Raw genomic sequence first — 17,887 nt, 5'->3', positions numbered from 1 at the left:
CTGCGCGTCCTTAGCTCAGCTGGATAGAGTACCTGGCTACGAACCAGGCGGTCGGAGGTTCGAATCCTCCAGGACGCGCCACTTATTAAAGGGTAATGCCCTGATGTTGACGAAAGTCGATATCGAAAACTGCGCGTCCTTAGCTCAGCTGGATAGAGTACCTGGCTACGAACCAGGCGGTCGGAGGTTCGAATCCTCCAGGACGCGCCACTTATTAAAGGGTAATGCCCTGATGTTGACGAAAGTCGATATCGAAAACTGCGCGTCCTTAGCTCAGCTGGATAGAGTACCTGGCTACGAACCAGGCGGTCGGAGGTTCGAATCCTCCAGGACGCGCCACTTATTGAAAAAGCCTCGCAATTGCGAGGCTTTTTTGTATCTAGACATCTGGAATATGGCGTAGGATCACTAGAGCCTATGTTCCTCTTTTTTAAAAGCGAATATGTGCGTATCTAAGCAATTTGCTATCAAGCTTCTGTCGCATCGTGTGAAATCATCCTGATTATCCCTCCTATACACTGACTTCCATTTTTCATTTCAATTACTCTCATGTAGTCACTTTGTTTGTTATTTGTTTATTGATTGTTAATTTTGTTCATCTTTTTGTTTTTGTTGGTTTTTACTTCGTGAGTCCCGATTTGATTTTGAAATCTAAATCGCAGTTTTTATTTATGTCCTCCTTTACTCTGTTCGTAAGGTGATAGCGATTTGAAGTGATTATTTTGTCATGAACTGTGATCTGGGTAGTGAATAAATAATCATTTATCAGGATTACTACAAACCTTCCTTAAACAAAATTGACAAAATTTAACCAATCGAGATAATCCATGGGTCGGGATTTGACACTATTAAAGTCCTGCACGTTGTCAGGATGACAAAGAAAGGAAGCAACATGACTAATATAGGAAGCCTGCTAGTAGATGCGGCCACCCTGATGCTAACGGGGATGGCGGTCGTATTTATTTTCCTCACTATTCTTGTTTATCTCGTTCGGTTAATGTCGAAATTGGTACCAGAAGAAGTACCAGAGCCGATCGCAGCACCAAAAACAAACACTAATATTCAATCAACCTCTTCAGCTGTTAGTCCACAAGTAGTGGCGGCGATCTCGGCTGCGATTCATAAACATCGCGCCTCATTCGCGAAGTAGCCGAACTAGGATTAAAAAGGAGTTTAAGAGCATGTCTAAACCACTAGCTATTACTGATGTGGTCCTTCGTGATGCCCATCAATCACTATTTGCTACGCGTATGCGTATTGAGGATATGCTGCCTATCGCAGCTGAGTTGGATAAGGTTGGTTACTGGTCTCTAGAGACTTGGGGTGGTGCAACATTTGATTCTTGTATTCGATTCTTAGGGGAAGACCCTTGGGAGCGTTTACGTGAACTAAAAAAAGCGATGCCTAATACACCAATGCAAATGCTACTGCGTGGTCAAAACCTTTTAGGATACCGCCATTATGCCGACGACGTAGTAGAGAAGTTTGTGGAACGCGCGCATGCTAACGGCATGGATGTATTCCGTATTTTTGATGCAATGAATGACGTGCGAAACTTCCAGAAAGCCGTTAAAGCAACGGTTGATGTTGGTGCGCATGCTCAAGGTACGTTGTCTTACACAACGAGCCCAGTGCATAACGCAGACACTTGGGTTGACTTGGCAAAACGCCTAGAGGATTTAGGTTGTCACTCGCTGTGTATTAAAGATATGTCTGGCTTACTTAAGCCTTATGAAGCGGAAGAGCTTATCACGCGTATCAAAGCGTCTTGTGATGTGCCATTGGCACTTCATTGTCATGCAACAACGGGGCTGTCTACAGCAACGGCGGTAAAAGCAGTAGAAGCCGGTATTGATATTCTCGATACTGCGATTTCTTCAATGAGTTGTACCTACGGCCATACACCGACTGAAACGGTAGTCGCTATGCTAGAAGGTACCGAGCGAGATACCAATTTGAAACTCGAGCAACTGGAACCTATCGCCGCATATTTCCGTGAGGTACGTAAGAAGTATGCGAAGTGGGAAGGCCAGTTAAAAGGAGTCGATTCACGCATCCTGATTGCTCAAGTGCCTGGTGGTATGCTGACCAATATGGAAGGCCAGTTGAAAGAGCAGGGCGCTGCGGATCGCATTGATGAAGTATTAGAAGAGATCCCTCGTGTACGTGAAGATCTTGGTTTCATTCCATTGGTGACTCCAACTTCACAGATCGTCGGTACTCAAGCGGTGATTAACGTGCTTACTGGCGAGCGCTATAAGAGTATTACCAAGGAAACCGCAGGTCTATTGAAAGGTGAGTACGGTCAAGCACCAGCCGAGTTAAATGCAGAACTGCAAGCGAAAGTGCTTGATGGTAAAGAGCCAATTACCTGTCGTCCTGCCGATTTACTTGAGCCTGAAATGGAGACGCTTACGGTTGATCTGATGGAGAAAGCGAAATCAGAAGGCATTAAGCTAGCAAGTGAGCGTGTTGATGACGTACTCACTTATGCACTTTTCCCTCAAGTTGGGCTTAAATTCCTTAAGAATCGTGAAAACCCAGAAGCATTTGAGCCTGCACCAACGCTAGAAGCTGAGAAGCCTGCTGTACCTGCAGCTCAACCAGCAACTGGTGGTGTAGAAACTTATAGTGTACGTGTTGACGGGCAGGTGTATGAGGTGGAAGTTGGCCCTCAAGGTGAACTGACATCTGTTGCTCCTTCTAATGCACCGGCAAAATCGGCTACACCTAGCACACCTTCTAATGCTTCAGCTGAAGCGGTGCCTGCTCCTCTTGCAGGTAACATCTTCAAAGTGAATGTTCAGCCTGGTGCTGAGGTAGCTGAAGGCGATGTATTGCTCATCCTTGAAGCGATGAAAATGGAAACTGAAGTACGAGCGGCGCGTGGTGGTGTGGTTCAAGAGCTGAACGTTAAAGAAGGCGATGCTGTTACAGTAGGTGCGCCTCTGTTGAGCCTGGCGTAAGGGAGTATCATGGACGGATTGTTAACCCTTTGGGCAGAAACAGGGATCGCTAACTTCGAGTTCGGCCAAATCTGTATGATGCTGGTTGGTTGTACTTTGCTGTTTTTGGCAATTAAAAAAGGATTTGAACCTTTACTGTTATTGCCGATTGGTTTCGGTGCTATTTTGGCGAATATTCCAAATGCTGGCTTTACTGAGCCTGGTGGCTTGCTCTACTACGTTTACTACATTGGGATTGAATCGGGTGTGTTCCCGCTATTGATCTTCATGGGTGTGGGCGCGATGACCGACTTTGGTGCTTTGATCGCAAACCCAAAAACGTTGTGGTTAGGTGCGGCTGCGCAGTTTGGTATTTTTGCAACACTGTTTGGCGCTATTTTGCTCAACTATGTACCTGGCATGGAGTTCTCCATGGCAGATGCTTCGTCTATCGCGATCATCGGTGGTGCTGATGGGCCGACAGCGATTTTCTTAGCGAGTAAGCTCTCTCCAGATCTGCTAGGTGCGATTGCAGTCGCGGCATACAGCTATATGGCATTGGTGCCGATCATCCAGCCACCAATCATGAAAGCACTGACAACCAAGGAAGAACGTCAAATTAAGATGGCTCAGCTTCGTCATGTTGGTAAATGGGAGAAAGTCATCTTCCCGCTTGCTGTATTACTGATGACGATTCTGTTCTTACCTTCAGCTACGCCATTGGTTGGTATGTTCTGTTTGGGTAACTTGATGCGTGAAGCTGGTGTGGTCGATCGTTTATCGAAAACTGCTCAAAATGAATTGATCAACATAGTGACTATCTTTTTAGGTCTTGGTGTTGGTTCTAAGCTGCAAGCTGAGCAGTTCTTGAACCTAGAAACGTTAGGTATCTTGGGGTTAGGCGCAGTTGCATTTAGTATCGGTACTGGTGCGGGCGTCCTGATGGCGAAACTGCTTAACAAGTTCTCGAAAGAAGACATCAACCCACTTATTGGTGCGGCTGGCGTTTCTGCGGTACCAATGGCCGCGCGAGTCGTAAACAAAGTTGGTTTACAAGCTAACCCGCAAAACTTTTTGTTAATGCATGCGATGGGACCAAACGTTGCTGGTGTGCTGGGTTCAGCCGTTGCGGCTGGTATATTGTTAGCACTTGTTGGTTAGACATTATTGAAAATGGAATGATCAACCAATTTACAAAATCACGATTAACTTAGGTTAACAAAATGGTTTATAGTCAAAGGGATGCTTTCGCATCCCTTTTTGTTTTCTTGCAGGGAATGGTTTATGGAACACAAACAGATCGTTATCACTGAGTTTGGTGATGCCAACGTACTCGCGATTCAACATGCTTCTACACCATCACCACAGCCTGGTGAAGTCTTAGTAAAAGTCGCTTTTTCAGGCGTAAATCCTATTGATGTCAAAACTCGAGCTGGGCTCGGTTGGGCGGCAGCGCAGAATAAGGATAATTTACCTTGGGTGCCAGGTTACGACATCTCAGGAAAAGTGATGTCTTGTGGAGAGGGGGCATCACGTTTTAATGAAGGTGATGAGGTGGCTGGATTTATTGGTTTCCCAGTTCGAGGCGGTGGTTACAGCCAATACATATGTGTTCCAGAAACAGAGTTAAGTCATGTTCCTAGCTCTGTCACTTTGGAGGCAGCTGCTGCATTACCGTTGGCGGGACAAACTGCGGCACAAGCTCTCAGTAAGGCTAATGTGACTGAAAACGATCGCGTACTTATCCTTGCTGGAGCCGGTGGTGTTGGACACCTCGCGGTACAAATTGCGATCGCGACGAAAGCGGAAGTATTTACCACCTGCAGTGAACGAAATCTAGACTACCTTGCGACGCTCGGTGCTCATGCAGTGAACTATCAATTTGCACCAGTGTCAGAACGTGTTGAAGATGTTGATGTTTTGATTGATTTAGTAGGCGGAGATGCTGCGTTAGATGCGCTTAAATGCCTGAAAGACAATGCGAGAGTCATCACCGTTCCAACCATAACTGCTGAGCTGATTTGTGAAAAAGCCAAACTCCTAGGCTTTGAGGCTAGTGGCATGTTGGTTGAACCAGACCCTGCGCAGTTAGATACCTTGTTGTACATGGTCGGCGTTGGCTTACTGAAGACTGAAATTCAACAGGTTTATCCTATGAGTGATGTCATTGGTGCTCACCAGCAGGTCGAATCAGGAAGAACCAGAGGCAAGGTGTTGCTTGATATGACATGCTAGAAGCATTTAACACGAGTTTTGAAAGTTTAGCGCTTTGGTTTTCAGATTCAGCATTATGGGTGCTTTTCATGACCGGTTTTCTCAGTGCCACGTTGTTGCCTGGTGGTTCTGAGGCGGGCTTAGTTGCCACTCTCTCATTAAATCAATACTCCGTTTCTTCAATTGTTATGGTCGCTACTATCGGTAATACGCTTGGTGGCTTAACAAATTATTGGCTTGGCTTGTGGATTCCCAACAAAGCACAAGAGGAAAAGCACGGTCATACCGCATTAAAGTGGCTCTCTAAGTATGGCTATTGGGGATTATTTTTTAGCTGGTTACCTGTAATAGGAGACCCGCTGTGTTTAGCCGCAGGGTGGCTAAGAATGAAGTTTCTGCCTTGCGTGATTTTAATATTTTTAGGAAAGGCTGCTAGGTATAGCTTACTTGCGGCCATCTATCTCGGATTATTTTAAGGAAAGTACATGAAGATGTTTTGGGTTGGCGCGTGTTCACTGTTGGTGATCACGGGCTGTGCATCAAATACGCCAGTTTCATCACTGCCGAAAGGGGTAACTTTCGTTGAGTCATCGAAAGCTGAAGAAGGCAAAGTTAAGATTCCATACCAAAAGTATAAACTCGATAATGGTTTAACGGTGATCTTAGCTCCTGAAGATTCTGACCCATTGGTCCATGTGGATGTGACTTACCATGTTGGTTCAGCTCGTGAAGAAGTGGGTAAGTCTGGTTTTGCGCATTTCTTTGAGCACATGATGTTCCAAGGTTCAGAGAACGTTGGTGACCAAGAGCACTTCAGAATCATCACAGAGGCTGGCGGCACGTTAAATGGTACAACAAACCGCGATCGTACTAACTACTTTGAAACTGTCCCTGCTAACCAGCTCGAGAAAATGCTGTGGTTAGAGTCTGACCGTATGGGCTTTTTGTTGGATGCGGTTTCTCAACGCAAATTTGAAATTCAGCGTTCGACTGTAAAAAATGAGCGAGCTCAGCGTTACGATAATCGTCCTTATGGCTTAATTTGGGAGCGCATGTCCGAAGCGCTATATCCTGAAGGTCATCCGTATTCGTGGCAAACCATTGGTTATGTTGAAGATCTTGATCGTGTTGATGTGAACGACCTCAAAGCGTTTTTCTTGCGTTGGTATGGCCCAAACAATGCGACTATCACGATCGGTGGTGACTTAGACGTTGAACAAACTCTAGAGTGGGTAAATAAGTACTTCGGTTCGATTCCTCGTGGTCCTGAGGTTGAAAATGCGCCGAAACAACCTGCAAAACTGCAAGAAGATAAATACATCACTCTAGAAGATCGTATTCAACAACCTATGGTGATGATCGCGTGGCCAACAACCTACAACGGCGAAGAAAACCAAGCGTCTCTCGATACATTATCGGAAGTATTGGGTGGCGGTACCAACAGCGTGCTCTATCAAGACCTAGTGAAGACTCAAAAAGCGGTCGATGCTGGTTCATTCCATGACTGTGCTGAACTGGCGTGTAACTTTTACGTTTACGCAATGGGTGATTCTGGAGACAAAGGCGACCTATCAAAACTGTACGACGAGCTTTTACAATCACTGAATCAGTTTGCGGAAAAAGGCGTGACAGAAGATCGCCTTGAGCAGTTGAAGGGTAAAGCGGAAGCGGATGCTATTTTTGCTCTAGAAAGCGTTAAAGGTAAAGTGACTCAGTTGGCTTCCAACGAGACATTTTTCGGCGATCCTGATCGTCTTGAGCAACAGCTTGAACAAATCCGTGCAGTTACGCCGACTTCGGTAGAAAAAGCGTATACGGACTTTATCCAAGGTAAGAACAAAGTGACCCTAAGCGTGGTCCCAAAAGGAAAAACAGACCTTGTCGTAAAACCTGCGACCTTTGTGACACCAAAGCGGACGCTGCCAGAATATGAGAAGATTTCCGATGACCAATTGGCGTATCGTCGTGCGACCGATAACTTCGATCGCTCAGTGCAACCGCCAGTAGGAGAACCAGTGAAAGCGACGATGCCAGAGCTGTACGAGTTACATTTCAAGAATGGCTCAGAGCTGCTTGGTGCAGTTAGCGATGAAACGCCGACGGTGATGATGCAATTTAGTCTACCTGCCGGGACACGTTTTGTTGAAAAGGGTAAAGAAGGTCTTGCCCAATTGACCGCTGCGATGTTGCAAGAAGGTACAACGAAACGCAGTGTCGAAGAGATTCAAGCTGAGCTTGATAAACTGGGTAGTGTTATCTCTGTTAATGCCACAGGTTATACAACAAACATCAGTGTTTCTGCTCTAGAAAAGAACTTAGAGCCAACGTTAAAAATTGTCGAAGAGGTGTTGCTGTCTCCTGCATTTAATCAAGATGATTTCGAGCGTGTAAAAATGCAAGCGCTAGAAGGCCTGGTATATGAGCACCAAAATCCAAGTTGGATGGCGTCACAAGCTAGTCGCCAGGTGCTCTATGGGGATTCGGTTTTTGCTCGACCAAAAGACGGCACGCAAGCAGGTGTCAGTGCATTAACGTTGGATGATGTCCGTGAATTCTACTCGAAGCATTACACGCCACAAAGTGCGCAAATCGTCGTTGTTGGTGACATCAATAAACAGGAAATTGAGCAGCAACTGACGTTCTGGAAAAACTGGCAAGATGAAGCTGCGCCATTGTATGCACCGCAAAGCATTGCTGCATTGGGTGAGCAAAAGATCCATCTTGTTGATAAACCAGGAGCGCCGCAAAGTGTGGTCATGATGGTTCGTCAAGGTATGCCTTACGACGCAACGGGCGATTTTTACCTAAGCCAACTGGCAAACTTCAACTTAGCTGGGAACTTCAATAGCCGCATTAACCAAAATCTACGTGAAGACAAGGGTTACACATACGGTGCTTACGGATATTTCTCTGGTAATCCAGAAACAGGCTCGGTGGTTTTCACCGCGCAAGTACGAGCGGATGCAACGGTTGCTTCGATCATTGAGATGGAAAATGAGCTAAATGAATACTCGCAGTCAGGTATTACTGATGAAGAGATGAAATTTATGCGTCAAGCGGTCGGTCAAAAAGATGCACTGAAATATGAAACGCCAACACAAAAAGCGGAGCTCATCAGTGATATTCTTAAGTACAACCTCGATCATGATTACTTGCAGCAAAGAAACGCTATCGTAGAAAAAGTCGATAAGCAGACGTTGAATGCGCTGGCTCAGAAATGGTTTGATCCAAATGACTATCAAATTATCGTCGTTGGTGATGCTAAATCGTTGCGTCCTCAATTAGAAAAGTTGGGGAAAGACGTAGAAGAGCTTGAAATCATTCGATAGAGTACACATTTAATAGCGGAGAAACGTTTCTCCGCTATTCATCTAGATAAGCAACTTTTCGTGGGTTATTTATCTAGATGCATTAACTATCAATAACTTAGCTTACACTTGTGTTATGTAACAAGTGTCCTGCTCCCAATATAAGCGAACCTCATTTTGACTGATTTTGCTGCGCGACTAAAAAAAGTTGCATCAAACCCCGAAGTATTTAAGCAGTTTGGACGCGGTGTTGAGCGAGAAACTTTGCGCTATCGTCAGGATGGACATCTAGCTACAACTCCTCATCCTGAAGGGTTAGGCTCTGCGTTCACAAATCAATGGATCACAACGGATTTTTCGGAATCATTGTTAGAGTTCATTACGCCTGTGTCACATGAAATTCCAGAACTGATGGCACAGCTGAAAGATATCCATCATTTCACTCAAACCAAAATGGGTGAAGAGAAAATGTGGCCACTATCAATGCCTTGCTACGTAGGCTCAGAGGATGATATTCAGTTAGCCCAGTATGGCTCTTCGAATGCAGCGAAAATGAAAACGCTGTACCGAGAAGGCCTAAAGCGTCGCTATGGCAGCCTGATGCAAATTATTTCAGGTGTCCATTTTAACTTCTCGTTTCCTGAAACATTTTGGGATGCGCTCTATGGCGAGCAAGATGAACAAGCCCGCCAAGATGCTAAGTCTGATGCGTACTTTGCGTTGATCCGTAATTACTACCGCTTTGGCTGGATGATTCCCTACTTCTTTGGTGCATCACCAGCGTTATGTGGCTCTTTTATTCAAGGTCGTGAAACCGATCTGCCATTCGAGAAGATTGGCGGGACATTATATTTGCCGAAGTCGACGTCTTTGCGTTTGAGCGATCTTGGCTATACCAATAGTGCTCAAAGTGTGCTGAAAATTGGTTTTAACAGCATTGACCAATACCTCGATGGTTTGAGTGATGCGATTCGCCACCCATCAGAAGAGTTTGCGAAAATTGGGGTAAAAGTGGATGGTGAATACCGCCAGCTTAATTCCAATATCTTACAAATTGAGAATGAACTGTACGCTCCGATTCGTCCAAAACGTGTATCGAAAAGTGGTGAGAAGCCTTCAGATGCGTTACGACGCGGTGGTGTCGAATACATTGAAGTTCGTTCTCTAGATGTTAACCCATTCAGCGCAGTGGGCTTAAATGAAGAGCAAGTACGATTCTTGGATCTCTTCCTTACCTGGGCGGCCTTGTCAGACTCAGACCCTATGGATAACTGTGAATTAGAGTGTTGGCGCGATAACTGGAATAAAGTCATTGTTTCTGGCCGTGAAAAAGGTCTAATGCTGCAAATTGGTTGCCAAGGTGAGCGTCTATCTCTACAAGATTGGGCACACCGAGTTTTCGTCGAGTTACGTCAAATAGCACAGCAAATGGATATGACCGCTGGTGGCAGTGCATACCAAGATGTGTGTAATCAACTCGAGACATGGATTGATAACCCAGAACTAACGATCTCTGGTCAACTATTAGAGCTAACGAAAGAGCTGGGTGGGCTAGGTAAAGTTGGTTGTACTCTTGGTATGAAGTACCGTGATGAAAACCTAGCTCACGGTTATCAGTACTATTCACAAGATACGATGGAAACGGAAGTAGCGTCGTCCGTGGAAAAACAAAAGCAAGCAGAGCAGAGTGACACGCTTTCTTTTGATGATTTTTTGGAAGATTACTTTGCTTACCTGAAGCAGTAATGACTAACTAAGGATTGGTGCGGTTGAACATTAAGTCGTCAGTAGTAGCGGTACTTGGAAGCGTGTTACTTGCAGGTTGTGCTACGGCACCGCCAAAGCAGCAGAATAACTTATGCGAGATATTCCGAGAGAAATCCGGTTGGTACGATGATGCCAAAGATATGGAAGATGAATGGGGGACCCCTATTCATGTCGCTATGGCCATCATTAAACAAGAAAGCAGCTTTCGGCACGATGCAAAACCACCTAAAGATTATTTGCTAGGGTTTATTCCTTGGGGACGAGTCAGCAGTGCGTATGGTTACGCTCAAGCTCAAGACCCTGCTTGGGAAGACTTCCAAGATGCCACAGGTCAGGGTGGCTCTCGTACCAACTTCGATGATTCTATGATGTTTGTCGGTTGGTATACTCATGAAACACGGCGTCAGCTAGGGATTTCATTATGGGATCCCTATAACCAGTATCTGGCTTATCATGAAGGGCGAGGTGGGTATAAGCGAGGTACTTATAATCGAAAGCCTAGTTTAATCAAAGTCGCTCGACGTGTTGAACAAACAGCGAAAACTTATGGCTGGCAGCTGAAGCAATGTCGTCAGGAATTAGAAGACAACAGCAGCTGGTTCTTTTAGCCCACAGTCAGTTCATGTGCTGTAGGGATGAATGACATTTATCCATTACCGAAAGGTACTGGAGTTACAATCAGGAGAGATGTAATGCCTTTACTCGATAGTTTTACCGTGGACCACACTCGTATGAATGCACCGGCAGTGCGAGTGGCGAAAACCATGCAGACCCCAAAAGGGGATACGATTACTGTTTTCGACTTACGCTTTACTGCGCCAAACAAAGACATTCTTTCTGAAAAAGGTATTCACACCCTAGAGCACCTTTATGCAGGCTTTATGCGTAATCACCTAAACGGTGATTCTGTTGAGATCATCGATATTTCGCCTATGGGTTGCCGCACAGGTTTTTACATGAGTCTGATTGGCACACCATCAGAGCAGCAAGTCGCAGATGCTTGGATTGCAGCAATGGAAGACGTGCTGAAGGTAGAAAGTCAGAATAAGATCCCTGAACTTAACGAATACCAATGCGGCACGGCAGCAATGCACTCTTTAAAAGAAGCACAACAGATCGCAAAGAACATTTTGGATGCTGGTGTTTCGGTGAACAAAAATGATGAACTTGCTTTGCCTGAGTCGATGTTAAAAGAGTTGCGCATCGACTAGGTGCTCATTAAGAAGCATATTGCCCCAATAAGTAAAAAAGCCTGACATGAGTCAGGCTTTTCTTTTGTTTATTTGGATGTCGATTTTTTCTTCTTCGGATAAACACGAACGAGCTTGATGCGGTTTTCTTCAATCTCAACAAGCTCCATTGGATGACCAGCCACTCTCACGCTTAAATGGCTCTCTGGAATATCTTCCAGGTGCTCCAAAATAAGACCGTTTAACGTTCTTGGGCCATCCGTTGGTAAATCCCATTTCAGGCCTTTGTTGATATCTCGGATATTGGTGCTGCCTTCAATAAGAAAGCTTCCGTCACCTTGAGGACTGATTTCATCAGAGAGGCTTGGAGAAATGGACGTCGTGAACTCACCAATGATCTCTTCCAGAATATCTTCAAGAGTGATTAGACCGATGATATCACCGTACTCATCCACGATCAGACCGATACGTTGCTTGTTACGTTGGAATTTTAACATTTGCACGTTCAGTGGTGTGCCTTCTGGGATGTAATAGACCTCATCAGCAGCACGTAATAGCGTTTCTTTGTTGAATTCGTTCTTTTCCAACATCAGACGATAAGCTTCACGCAAGCGCAGCATGCCAACCACTTCATCAATTTGGTCACGATAGAAAACTATGCGTCCATGTGGTGAGTGTGTTAGCTGGCGAACAATGGATTTCCAGTCGTCGTTAATATCAATACCGGTAATTTCATTGCGTGGGACCATAATGTCGTTCACGGTGACGTGCTCAAGATCTAAAATAGACACTAGCATGTCTTGGTGTCGGCGAGGGATCAAACCGCCAGCTTCATTTACCACCGTACGCAGCTCATCGGAGCTAAGATGATCTTCTGCTGAGTGATCCGCTCTTACACCAAGTAAGCGGATAAAGCCATTCGTAATAAAGTTAACAAGCATCACTAAAGGCGACAGTAACTTCATCAGTATGGTCAATAATATACTGCTCGCGTAGGACACACGTTCAGGGTAAAGCGCTGCAATTGTTTTAGGGGTAACCTCGGCAAAAACCAATACAACCATAGTTAGTGCACCGGTTGCGATAGCGACACCTAAATCACCATACAAACGCATACCAATAATGGTCGCGATCGCGGACGCGAGAATATTAACGAGGTTGTTGCCAATAAGAATAAGACCAATCAAACGATCTGGACGGTCTAATAGTCTTTCGACTCGCTTAGCACCCTTATGCCCGTTTTTGGCTAAGTGTTTTAAGCGATAACGATTCAGAGACATCATCCCTGTTTCTGAACCGGAAAAGTAACCTGATATGACGATAAGACACGCGAGTAGCGCAAACAAGATACCCGTAGAGATGTCGTCCAAAACGTTGCTGTTCCTTGTAAGTATTGGGTTATATAACGGTTGAGTAAGTCCGTTAAGTCAAAGAGTTAAGGCGTACTGTATTTTATCTAGCCTAAAATATAAAGGATAGGAGCCCTAGAGCTCCTTAATTCAAGATGATTTCTTTTACAAAGCGACTGCCAAAATATGCCAGAGTTAACAGTGTTGCTCCTGCAACAGCGAACCATGTGACTTTTCTACCACGCCAGCCTTTTTGATAGTGACCCCAAAGCAGTATTGAGTACACCACCCAAGCGATGAAAGAAAGAATGCCCTTATGTGCCTTACCTTGGGCAAACATATCCTGCACAAAGACAAAGCCAGTAATGAGCGTGGCAGTTAACAATAAGTTACCGATCAAAATAATTTTGAAGAGTTGACGCTCCACCATTAATAGAGGCGGCAGGTTTGGGTTAATCGCCAAAGATTTTTTTGCTTTCAGTTTGTGATCCAGCCAAGCCAACTGAAGCGCATAGAGTGCCCCGATAGTTAAAGTCGCGTATGAGAAGAGCGCAAATGAAATATGAATGAGTAGCTTAGGGTCATTCTCTAGGTGCTTTATAAACGTGCTTGGCAAAAATGTGGCAGCAGATAAATTGATGGCAGCAAAGCTATAAACGACAGGCAATAAAAACCACAGTCGGTTTTTCAACATAGCAAGGCTCATGACCAGAGAAATAATAAAACTGATCAAAGAAGCCACGTTGAGAATACTCAGGTTTTGACCTGAACCATCAAAAATCAGATCACTCAAAATCCACGCATGAAAAACAAGCGCACAGGCAGCACTAGCAAACACTGTTTTTGCTTTGATTCCTGACTGTTGTGAGAGTCCGGGTATGATGGTCGCAATCGCCAAGACATAAAGTATGGCGGCCGCGATGGCTATTAAGCTATCCATGAATCCTAAATATTATTGTGCACGATGGAGAAATTATACCTTGCATTACACTTTGGGGCTACGTTATATCCGACATCAATCGTGAGAGATGAGATATTGAAATTAATAAGTTACCGCACCATATATAAATAGAGACAAGAATAGGACAGCGGTACGGGTATGACTCAGACCTTGGCTAATGTATACTCACACTAATTAATCGCCATTTTAGCGAAGAGACAAAGATGTTTGAGAATTTAACGGATCGATTATCCAAAACGCTGAAAAATATCAGTGGTAAAGGTCGTCTGACCGAAGACAACATTAAAGAAACCCTACGTGAAGTCCGAATGGCTCTACTTGAAGCTGACGTTGCGCTTCCGGTCGTTCGTGAATTTGTGAACCGCGTTAAAGAAAAAGCGGTGGGCGTAGAAGTTTCTAAATCTCTGACTCCAGGTCAGGAATTTATCAAGATCGTTCAAACAGAACTTGAAGCCGTAATGGGTGAGTCGAATGAGGCGCTAAACCTTGCCGCTCAACCACCTGCTGTGCTTCTTATGGCAGGTCTACAAGGTGCGGGTAAAACCACATCGGTAGGTAAGTTATCTAAGCTTCTAAAAGAACGTGACAAGAAGAAAGTTTTGGTTGTGTCTGCCGACGTTTACCGTCCTGCGGCAATCAAGCAGCTTGAAACACTGGCATCAGACATCGGTGTTGACTTCTTCCCATCATCACCAGACCAAAAGCCTATTGATATCGCCAATGCAGCGATTGACCATGCGAAGAAAAAATTCTACGACGTACTTATTGTCGATACCGCAGGTCGTTTGGCAATTGATGAAGAGATGATGGGGGAGATCAAAGATCTTCACGCAGCTATCAACCCAGTAGAAACGCTATTTGTTGTTGACGCCATGACGGGTCAAGACGCAGCAAATACAGCAAAAGCCTTTGGCGATGCGCTACCTCTTACCGGTGTAGTTCTAACTAAGGTTGATGGTGATGCTCGTGGTGGTGCGGCACTTTCAGTACGCCATGTCACGGGCAAACCAATCAAATTCTTGGGTGTCGGTGAAAAAACTGACGCGCTAGAACCGTTCCACCCAGATCGTGTTGCTTCACGTATTCTTGGCATGGGTGACGTTCTGTCTTTGATTGAAGACCTACAACGCAACGTTGACCAAGAAAAGGCAGAAAAGTTAGCGAAGAAGTTCAAAGAGAAGAAAGGTTTCGACCTTGAAGATTTCCGTGAACAGCTAGGCCAGATGCAAAACATGGGCGGCATGATGGGGATGATGGATAAGCTTCCAGGAATGTCCCAGCTACCAGACAATGTGAAAGATAAAGTCGATGACAAGATGTTCAAACAGATGGAAGCGATCATCAGCTCCATGACAATGAAAGAACGTCAACGCCCAGAAATTATCAAGGGCTCGCGCAAGAAGCGTATCGCGGCTGGTTCTGGTGTGCAGGTTCAAGATGTAAACCGCTTACTAAAACAGTTCACCCAAATGCAGAAAATGATGAAAAAGATGCAAAAAGGTGGCATGAAAGGCATGATGCGCAACATGCAAGGCATGATGGGCGGCATGGGTGGTGGCGGTGGCTTCAACCCATTTGGTCGTTAATTAATCGATCACGCATAGATTCAGGGTGTTAGGTACGTCACAAACTTTAAATTCAATTTATGTTGGTGAAAAAGTAACTAAACTCCTTGCATTGCTCCGGGAGAAGAGTAAAATTCCGGAGCTTTATTTTGGCACGAGACCCCAAACTGTTTAATTTCTTGAATGGTTTTTGGGGTTAATTTTATTTTTGAGAAAGCAAAGAGGACGACATGGTAACCATTCGTTTGGCACGTCACGGCGCTAAAAAGCGTCCATTTTATCAAATCGTAGTAGCGGACAGCCGCAACGCTGCAACTGGCCGTTTCATCGAGAAAGTTGGTTTCTTCAACCCAACTGCTAAAGGTCAAGAAGAAGGTCTACGTCTAGACCTAGACCGCGTTAACCACTGGGTTGGTCAAGGCGCGTCAGTATCTGACCGTGTTGCTAAGCTAGTTAAAGACGCTCAAAAAGCGGCTTAATTTTTTACTTGAAAAGTAGAAACTAGTTTATGTCGATGAAAGGTAAAGAAACAATGAGCAACGAAAAGATTGTTGTAGGCAAGTTTGGTGCTACTTACGGCATTCGTGGTTGGCTTAAAGTTTTTTCCTACACAGACAATGCTGAAAGCATTTTCGATTACAGCCCTTGGTACATTAACCAAAAGGGCAAGTGGGTTGAGTACAAAGTAGAAAGCTGGAAGCGCCATAACAAAGGTATGGTGGCTAAGCTGGAAGGCATGGATGTTCGTGAAGACGCGCATCTAATGACGAACTTTGAAATTGCTATTGACCCTGCGGTACTTCCTGAATTGTCAGAAGATGAGTTCTACTGGCGCGAATTGTTTGGGATGCAAGTTGTAACTACTAAAGGTTACGATCTAGGTGTCGTTACTGACATGCTAGAAACTGGCTCAAACGATGTTCTGGTTGTTAAAGCAAATCTTAAAGATGCTTTCGGGCAGAAGGAACGATTAATCCCGTTCCTTGAAGAGCAAGTGATCATTAATGTTGATCGCGAAGCTCAACGGATCGAAGTTGACTGGGATCCTGGATTCTAATCTCCAAAATTACAGAGCGAGATAAACATGTGGGTTGGCGTTATTAGCCTTTTTCCAGAAATGTTCCGTTCTGTTACTGATTTTGGAGTAACAGGTCAAGCGGTTAAAAAAGGTCTTTTGTCGATTGAGACTTGGAATCCTAGAGATTTCACTCACGACAAACATCGCACAGTCGATGACCGACCTTACGGTGGTGGCCCTGGTATGTTAATGATGGTTCAGCCTTTGCGCGATGCCATTTATACCGCGAAAGCAGCCTCACCGGGCAAGACGAAAGTCATCTACCTTTCTCCTCAAGGTCGCAAGCTCGACCAGAAAGGAGTGGAAGAACTGGCAACGAATGAGAACTTGCTTCTGATTTGTGGTCGTTATGAAGGGGTAGATGAGCGCATCATTCAATCTGAAGTCGACGAAGAATGGTCGATTGGTGATTTTGTGATGACGGGTGGTGAGATACCAGCCATGACGTTAATCGACGCTGTCTCTCGGTTTGTTCCGGGTGTACTAGGGGATTTCGCGTCAGCAGAAGAAGACTCTTTTGCAAATGGCTTGTTAGATTGCCCTCACTATACGCGTCCAGAAGTATTGGATGACAAAGAGGTACCAGCGGTACTGATGTCAGGCAATCACAAGGACATTCGTCAATGGCGACTCAAGCAGTCGTTGGGCCGTACTTGGCTAAGAAGACCAGAGCTCCTGGAAAACCTAGCTCTGACTGACGAACAGGAACAATTACTTGCTGAGTTTGTTAATGAGCATAAAGCCATTAAAGGACATAACGCAAAGTAACCTAATTTATTTAGTATCAGTTTATTCTAGGAATTTAAAAAATGAGTAACATCATCAAAGCTCTTGAAGAAGAGCAAATGAAATCAGACCTACCTAAATTTGCACCAGGTGACACTGTTGTAGTTCAAGTTAAGGTAAAAGAAGGTGACCGTGAGCGTCTACAGGCTTTCGAAGGCGTTGTAATCGCAATCCGTAACCGTGGTCTACACTCTGCTTTCACTGTACGTAAGATCTCTAACGGTGAAGGTGTTGAGCGTACGTTCCAAACACACTCTCCAATCGTTGATAGCATCGAAGTTAAACGCCGTGGTGCAGTACGTCGTGCCAAGTTGTACTACCTACGTGAGCGTTCTGGTAAGTCTGCTCGTATCAAAGAGAAACTTGCTAAGAAGTAATGCTATAACTAGCGTTCTCATCTTAAACGGAGTCCTTTTAGGGCTCCGTTTTTTTATTTGTGTAATTAGCTTGCTCGTTTCTTTTCACCCGACCTGCACTGTCGATGCTCATGCACTGACGTACACTCCACGCCTCTGTCTTGTTGTGAATAGATTCCTGATGTCGCTATGGCTCCTCGGAATGACAGGAAATGATGGTCAAAGATTACAGAGTACCGTGGTTAAAATTCGTCATTCTGGACAGCGACGAAGGAGCGTGATTCAGAATCTACTAGTCGAGCATAAAATTGTTTAAGTTGTTAGCTTCATCCTTGCTATGAGTAGATTCCTGATGCCGTTATGGCTCC

General features: G+C 44.9%; 16 protein-coding genes and 3 tRNA genes. 17 read left to right on the top strand and 2 right to left on the bottom strand.

The annotated features are described in order from the left end of the window. The first annotated feature begins 4 nt into the window (after positions 1 to 4). The 12 genes from R7E47_RS19185 (at position 5) to luxS (ending at position 11,445) form a co-directional block, all read left to right on the top strand. Positions 5 to 81: transfer RNA gene (locus R7E47_RS19185), tRNA-Arg, on the top strand. A 52-nt stretch (positions 82 to 133) separates the two neighbouring features. Beyond that, positions 134 to 210, top strand: a tRNA-Arg gene (locus R7E47_RS19180). 52 nt (positions 211 to 262) lie between these two features. After that, a tRNA-Arg gene (locus R7E47_RS19175) sits at positions 263 to 339 on the top strand. Positions 340 to 892: 553 nt separating this feature from the next. Continuing rightward, complete coding sequence (locus R7E47_RS19170) at positions 893 to 1,150, top strand: oxaloacetate decarboxylase subunit gamma (protein ID WP_005379932.1); 258 nt, start codon at positions 893 to 895, stop codon at positions 1,148 to 1,150. Positions 1,151 to 1,181: 31 nt separating this feature from the next. Continuing rightward, positions 1,182 to 2,966, top strand: a complete 1,785-nt coding sequence (gene oadA, locus R7E47_RS19165) for a sodium-extruding oxaloacetate decarboxylase subunit alpha (RefSeq protein ID WP_170897441.1) — start codon at positions 1,182 to 1,184, stop codon at positions 2,964 to 2,966. 9 nt (positions 2,967 to 2,975) lie between these two features. After that, positions 2,976 to 4,106: a sodium ion-translocating decarboxylase subunit beta gene (locus R7E47_RS19160; protein ID WP_005379935.1), complete on the top strand. Its 1,131-nt coding sequence runs from the start codon at positions 2,976 to 2,978 to the stop codon at positions 4,104 to 4,106. Between the two features lie 123 nt (positions 4,107 to 4,229). Next, positions 4,230 to 5,180 carry an NADP-dependent oxidoreductase gene (locus R7E47_RS19155; RefSeq protein WP_005385434.1) on the top strand — a complete coding sequence of 317 codons (951 nt, stop codon included), beginning with the start codon at positions 4,230 to 4,232 and terminating at the stop codon, positions 5,178 to 5,180. After that, positions 5,174 to 5,635 (top strand): YqaA family protein, encoded by a 462-nt coding sequence (locus tag R7E47_RS19150; protein ID WP_005379938.1) that lies wholly within the window; start codon positions 5,174 to 5,176, stop codon positions 5,633 to 5,635. The genes R7E47_RS19155 and R7E47_RS19150 overlap by 7 nt, the downstream gene beginning before the upstream one ends. 9 nt (positions 5,636 to 5,644) lie before the next feature. After that, entirely contained in the window at positions 5,645 to 8,488 is a 2,844-nt protein-coding gene (locus R7E47_RS19145) for a pitrilysin family protein (RefSeq protein ID WP_318084971.1), read from the top strand. 156 nt (positions 8,489 to 8,644) lie between these two features. After that, a complete protein-coding gene (gene gshA, locus R7E47_RS19140) occupies positions 8,645 to 10,213 on the top strand; it encodes a glutamate--cysteine ligase (protein WP_005385430.1) in 1,569 nt (522 codons plus the stop codon). A 23-nt stretch (positions 10,214 to 10,236) separates the two neighbouring features. Next, positions 10,237 to 10,842, top strand: a complete 606-nt coding sequence (locus R7E47_RS19135; RefSeq protein ID WP_005379943.1) for a hypothetical protein — start codon at positions 10,237 to 10,239, stop codon at positions 10,840 to 10,842. Positions 10,843 to 10,926: 84 nt separating this feature from the next. Next, entirely contained in the window at positions 10,927 to 11,445 is a 519-nt protein-coding gene (gene luxS, locus R7E47_RS19130) for an S-ribosylhomocysteine lyase (RefSeq protein ID WP_017820391.1), read from the top strand. Positions 11,446 to 11,513: 68 nt separating this feature from the next. Here the strand turns inward: luxS and R7E47_RS19125 are convergent, their stop codons facing one another. Then, positions 11,514 to 12,794: an HlyC/CorC family transporter gene (locus R7E47_RS19125; RefSeq protein WP_005379948.1), complete on the bottom strand. Its 1,281-nt coding sequence runs from the start codon at positions 12,792 to 12,794 to the stop codon at positions 11,514 to 11,516. Between the two features lie 124 nt (positions 12,795 to 12,918). Continuing rightward, complete coding sequence (locus R7E47_RS19120; RefSeq protein ID WP_005379950.1) at positions 12,919 to 13,713, bottom strand: inner membrane protein YpjD; 795 nt, start codon at positions 13,711 to 13,713, stop codon at positions 12,919 to 12,921. Between the two features lie 224 nt (positions 13,714 to 13,937). Between R7E47_RS19120 and ffh the strand changes: the two genes are divergently transcribed. From ffh to rplS, 5 genes are all read left to right on the top strand, one after another. Continuing rightward, complete coding sequence (gene ffh, locus R7E47_RS19115; RefSeq protein WP_005385423.1) at positions 13,938 to 15,320, top strand: signal recognition particle protein; 1,383 nt, start codon at positions 13,938 to 13,940, stop codon at positions 15,318 to 15,320. Positions 15,321 to 15,529: 209 nt separating this feature from the next. After that, on the top strand, positions 15,530 to 15,778 hold the full coding sequence (rpsP, locus tag R7E47_RS19110) for a 30S ribosomal protein S16 (protein ID WP_005379962.1): 249 nt from the start codon (positions 15,530 to 15,532) through the stop codon (positions 15,776 to 15,778). A 29-nt stretch (positions 15,779 to 15,807) separates the two neighbouring features. Then, positions 15,808 to 16,356 (top strand): ribosome maturation factor RimM, encoded by a 549-nt coding sequence (rimM, locus tag R7E47_RS19105; RefSeq protein ID WP_005379964.1) that lies wholly within the window; start codon positions 15,808 to 15,810, stop codon positions 16,354 to 16,356. Between the two features lie 27 nt (positions 16,357 to 16,383). Continuing rightward, a complete protein-coding gene (gene trmD, locus R7E47_RS19100; protein ID WP_318084969.1) occupies positions 16,384 to 17,145 on the top strand; it encodes a tRNA (guanosine(37)-N1)-methyltransferase TrmD in 762 nt (253 codons plus the stop codon). Between the two features lie 41 nt (positions 17,146 to 17,186). Next, the gene (gene rplS, locus R7E47_RS19095; protein ID WP_005379971.1) at positions 17,187 to 17,540 is read left to right on the top strand and encodes a 50S ribosomal protein L19; all 354 of its coding nucleotides are present in this window, start codon (positions 17,187 to 17,189) and stop codon (positions 17,538 to 17,540) included. The last annotated feature ends 347 nt before the right edge of the window (positions 17,541 to 17,887 follow it).

Source organism: Vibrio sp. Vb1026, from assembly GCF_033338745.1.
Lineage (GTDB): Bacteria > Pseudomonadota > Gammaproteobacteria > Enterobacterales > Vibrionaceae > Vibrio > Vibrio alginolyticus.
Note: the sequence above shows the minus strand (reverse complement) of the source record. Positions and strands in the feature narration are given on the sequence as shown.

Excerpts from the sequence above, each read along its gene's own strand:
- R7E47_RS19170 (WP_005379932.1), top strand. The coding sequence starts at position 893 with ATGACTAATATAGGAAGCCTGCTAGTAGATGCGGCCACCCTGATGCTA.
- oadA (WP_170897441.1), top strand. The coding sequence starts at position 1,182 with ATGTCTAAACCACTAGCTATTACTGATGTGGTCCTTCGTGATGCCCAT.
- R7E47_RS19160 (WP_005379935.1), top strand. The coding sequence starts at position 2,976 with ATGGACGGATTGTTAACCCTTTGGGCAGAAACAGGGATCGCTAACTTC.
- R7E47_RS19155 (WP_005385434.1), top strand. The coding sequence starts at position 4,230 with ATGGAACACAAACAGATCGTTATCACTGAGTTTGGTGATGCCAACGTA.
- R7E47_RS19150 (WP_005379938.1), top strand. The coding sequence starts at position 5,174 with ATGCTAGAAGCATTTAACACGAGTTTTGAAAGTTTAGCGCTTTGGTTT.
- R7E47_RS19145 (WP_318084971.1), top strand. The coding sequence starts at position 5,645 with ATGAAGATGTTTTGGGTTGGCGCGTGTTCACTGTTGGTGATCACGGGC.
- luxS (WP_017820391.1), top strand. The coding sequence starts at position 10,927 with ATGCCTTTACTCGATAGTTTTACCGTGGACCACACTCGTATGAATGCA.
- R7E47_RS19120 (WP_005379950.1), bottom strand. The coding sequence starts at position 13,713 with ATGGATAGCTTAATAGCCATCGCGGCCGCCATACTTTATGTCTTGGCG.
- ffh (WP_005385423.1), top strand. The coding sequence starts at position 13,938 with ATGTTTGAGAATTTAACGGATCGATTATCCAAAACGCTGAAAAATATC.
- rpsP (WP_005379962.1), top strand. The coding sequence starts at position 15,530 with ATGGTAACCATTCGTTTGGCACGTCACGGCGCTAAAAAGCGTCCATTT.
- rimM (WP_005379964.1), top strand. The coding sequence starts at position 15,808 with ATGTCGATGAAAGGTAAAGAAACAATGAGCAACGAAAAGATTGTTGTA.
- trmD (WP_318084969.1), top strand. The coding sequence starts at position 16,384 with ATGTGGGTTGGCGTTATTAGCCTTTTTCCAGAAATGTTCCGTTCTGTT.
- rplS (WP_005379971.1), top strand. The coding sequence starts at position 17,187 with ATGAGTAACATCATCAAAGCTCTTGAAGAAGAGCAAATGAAATCAGAC.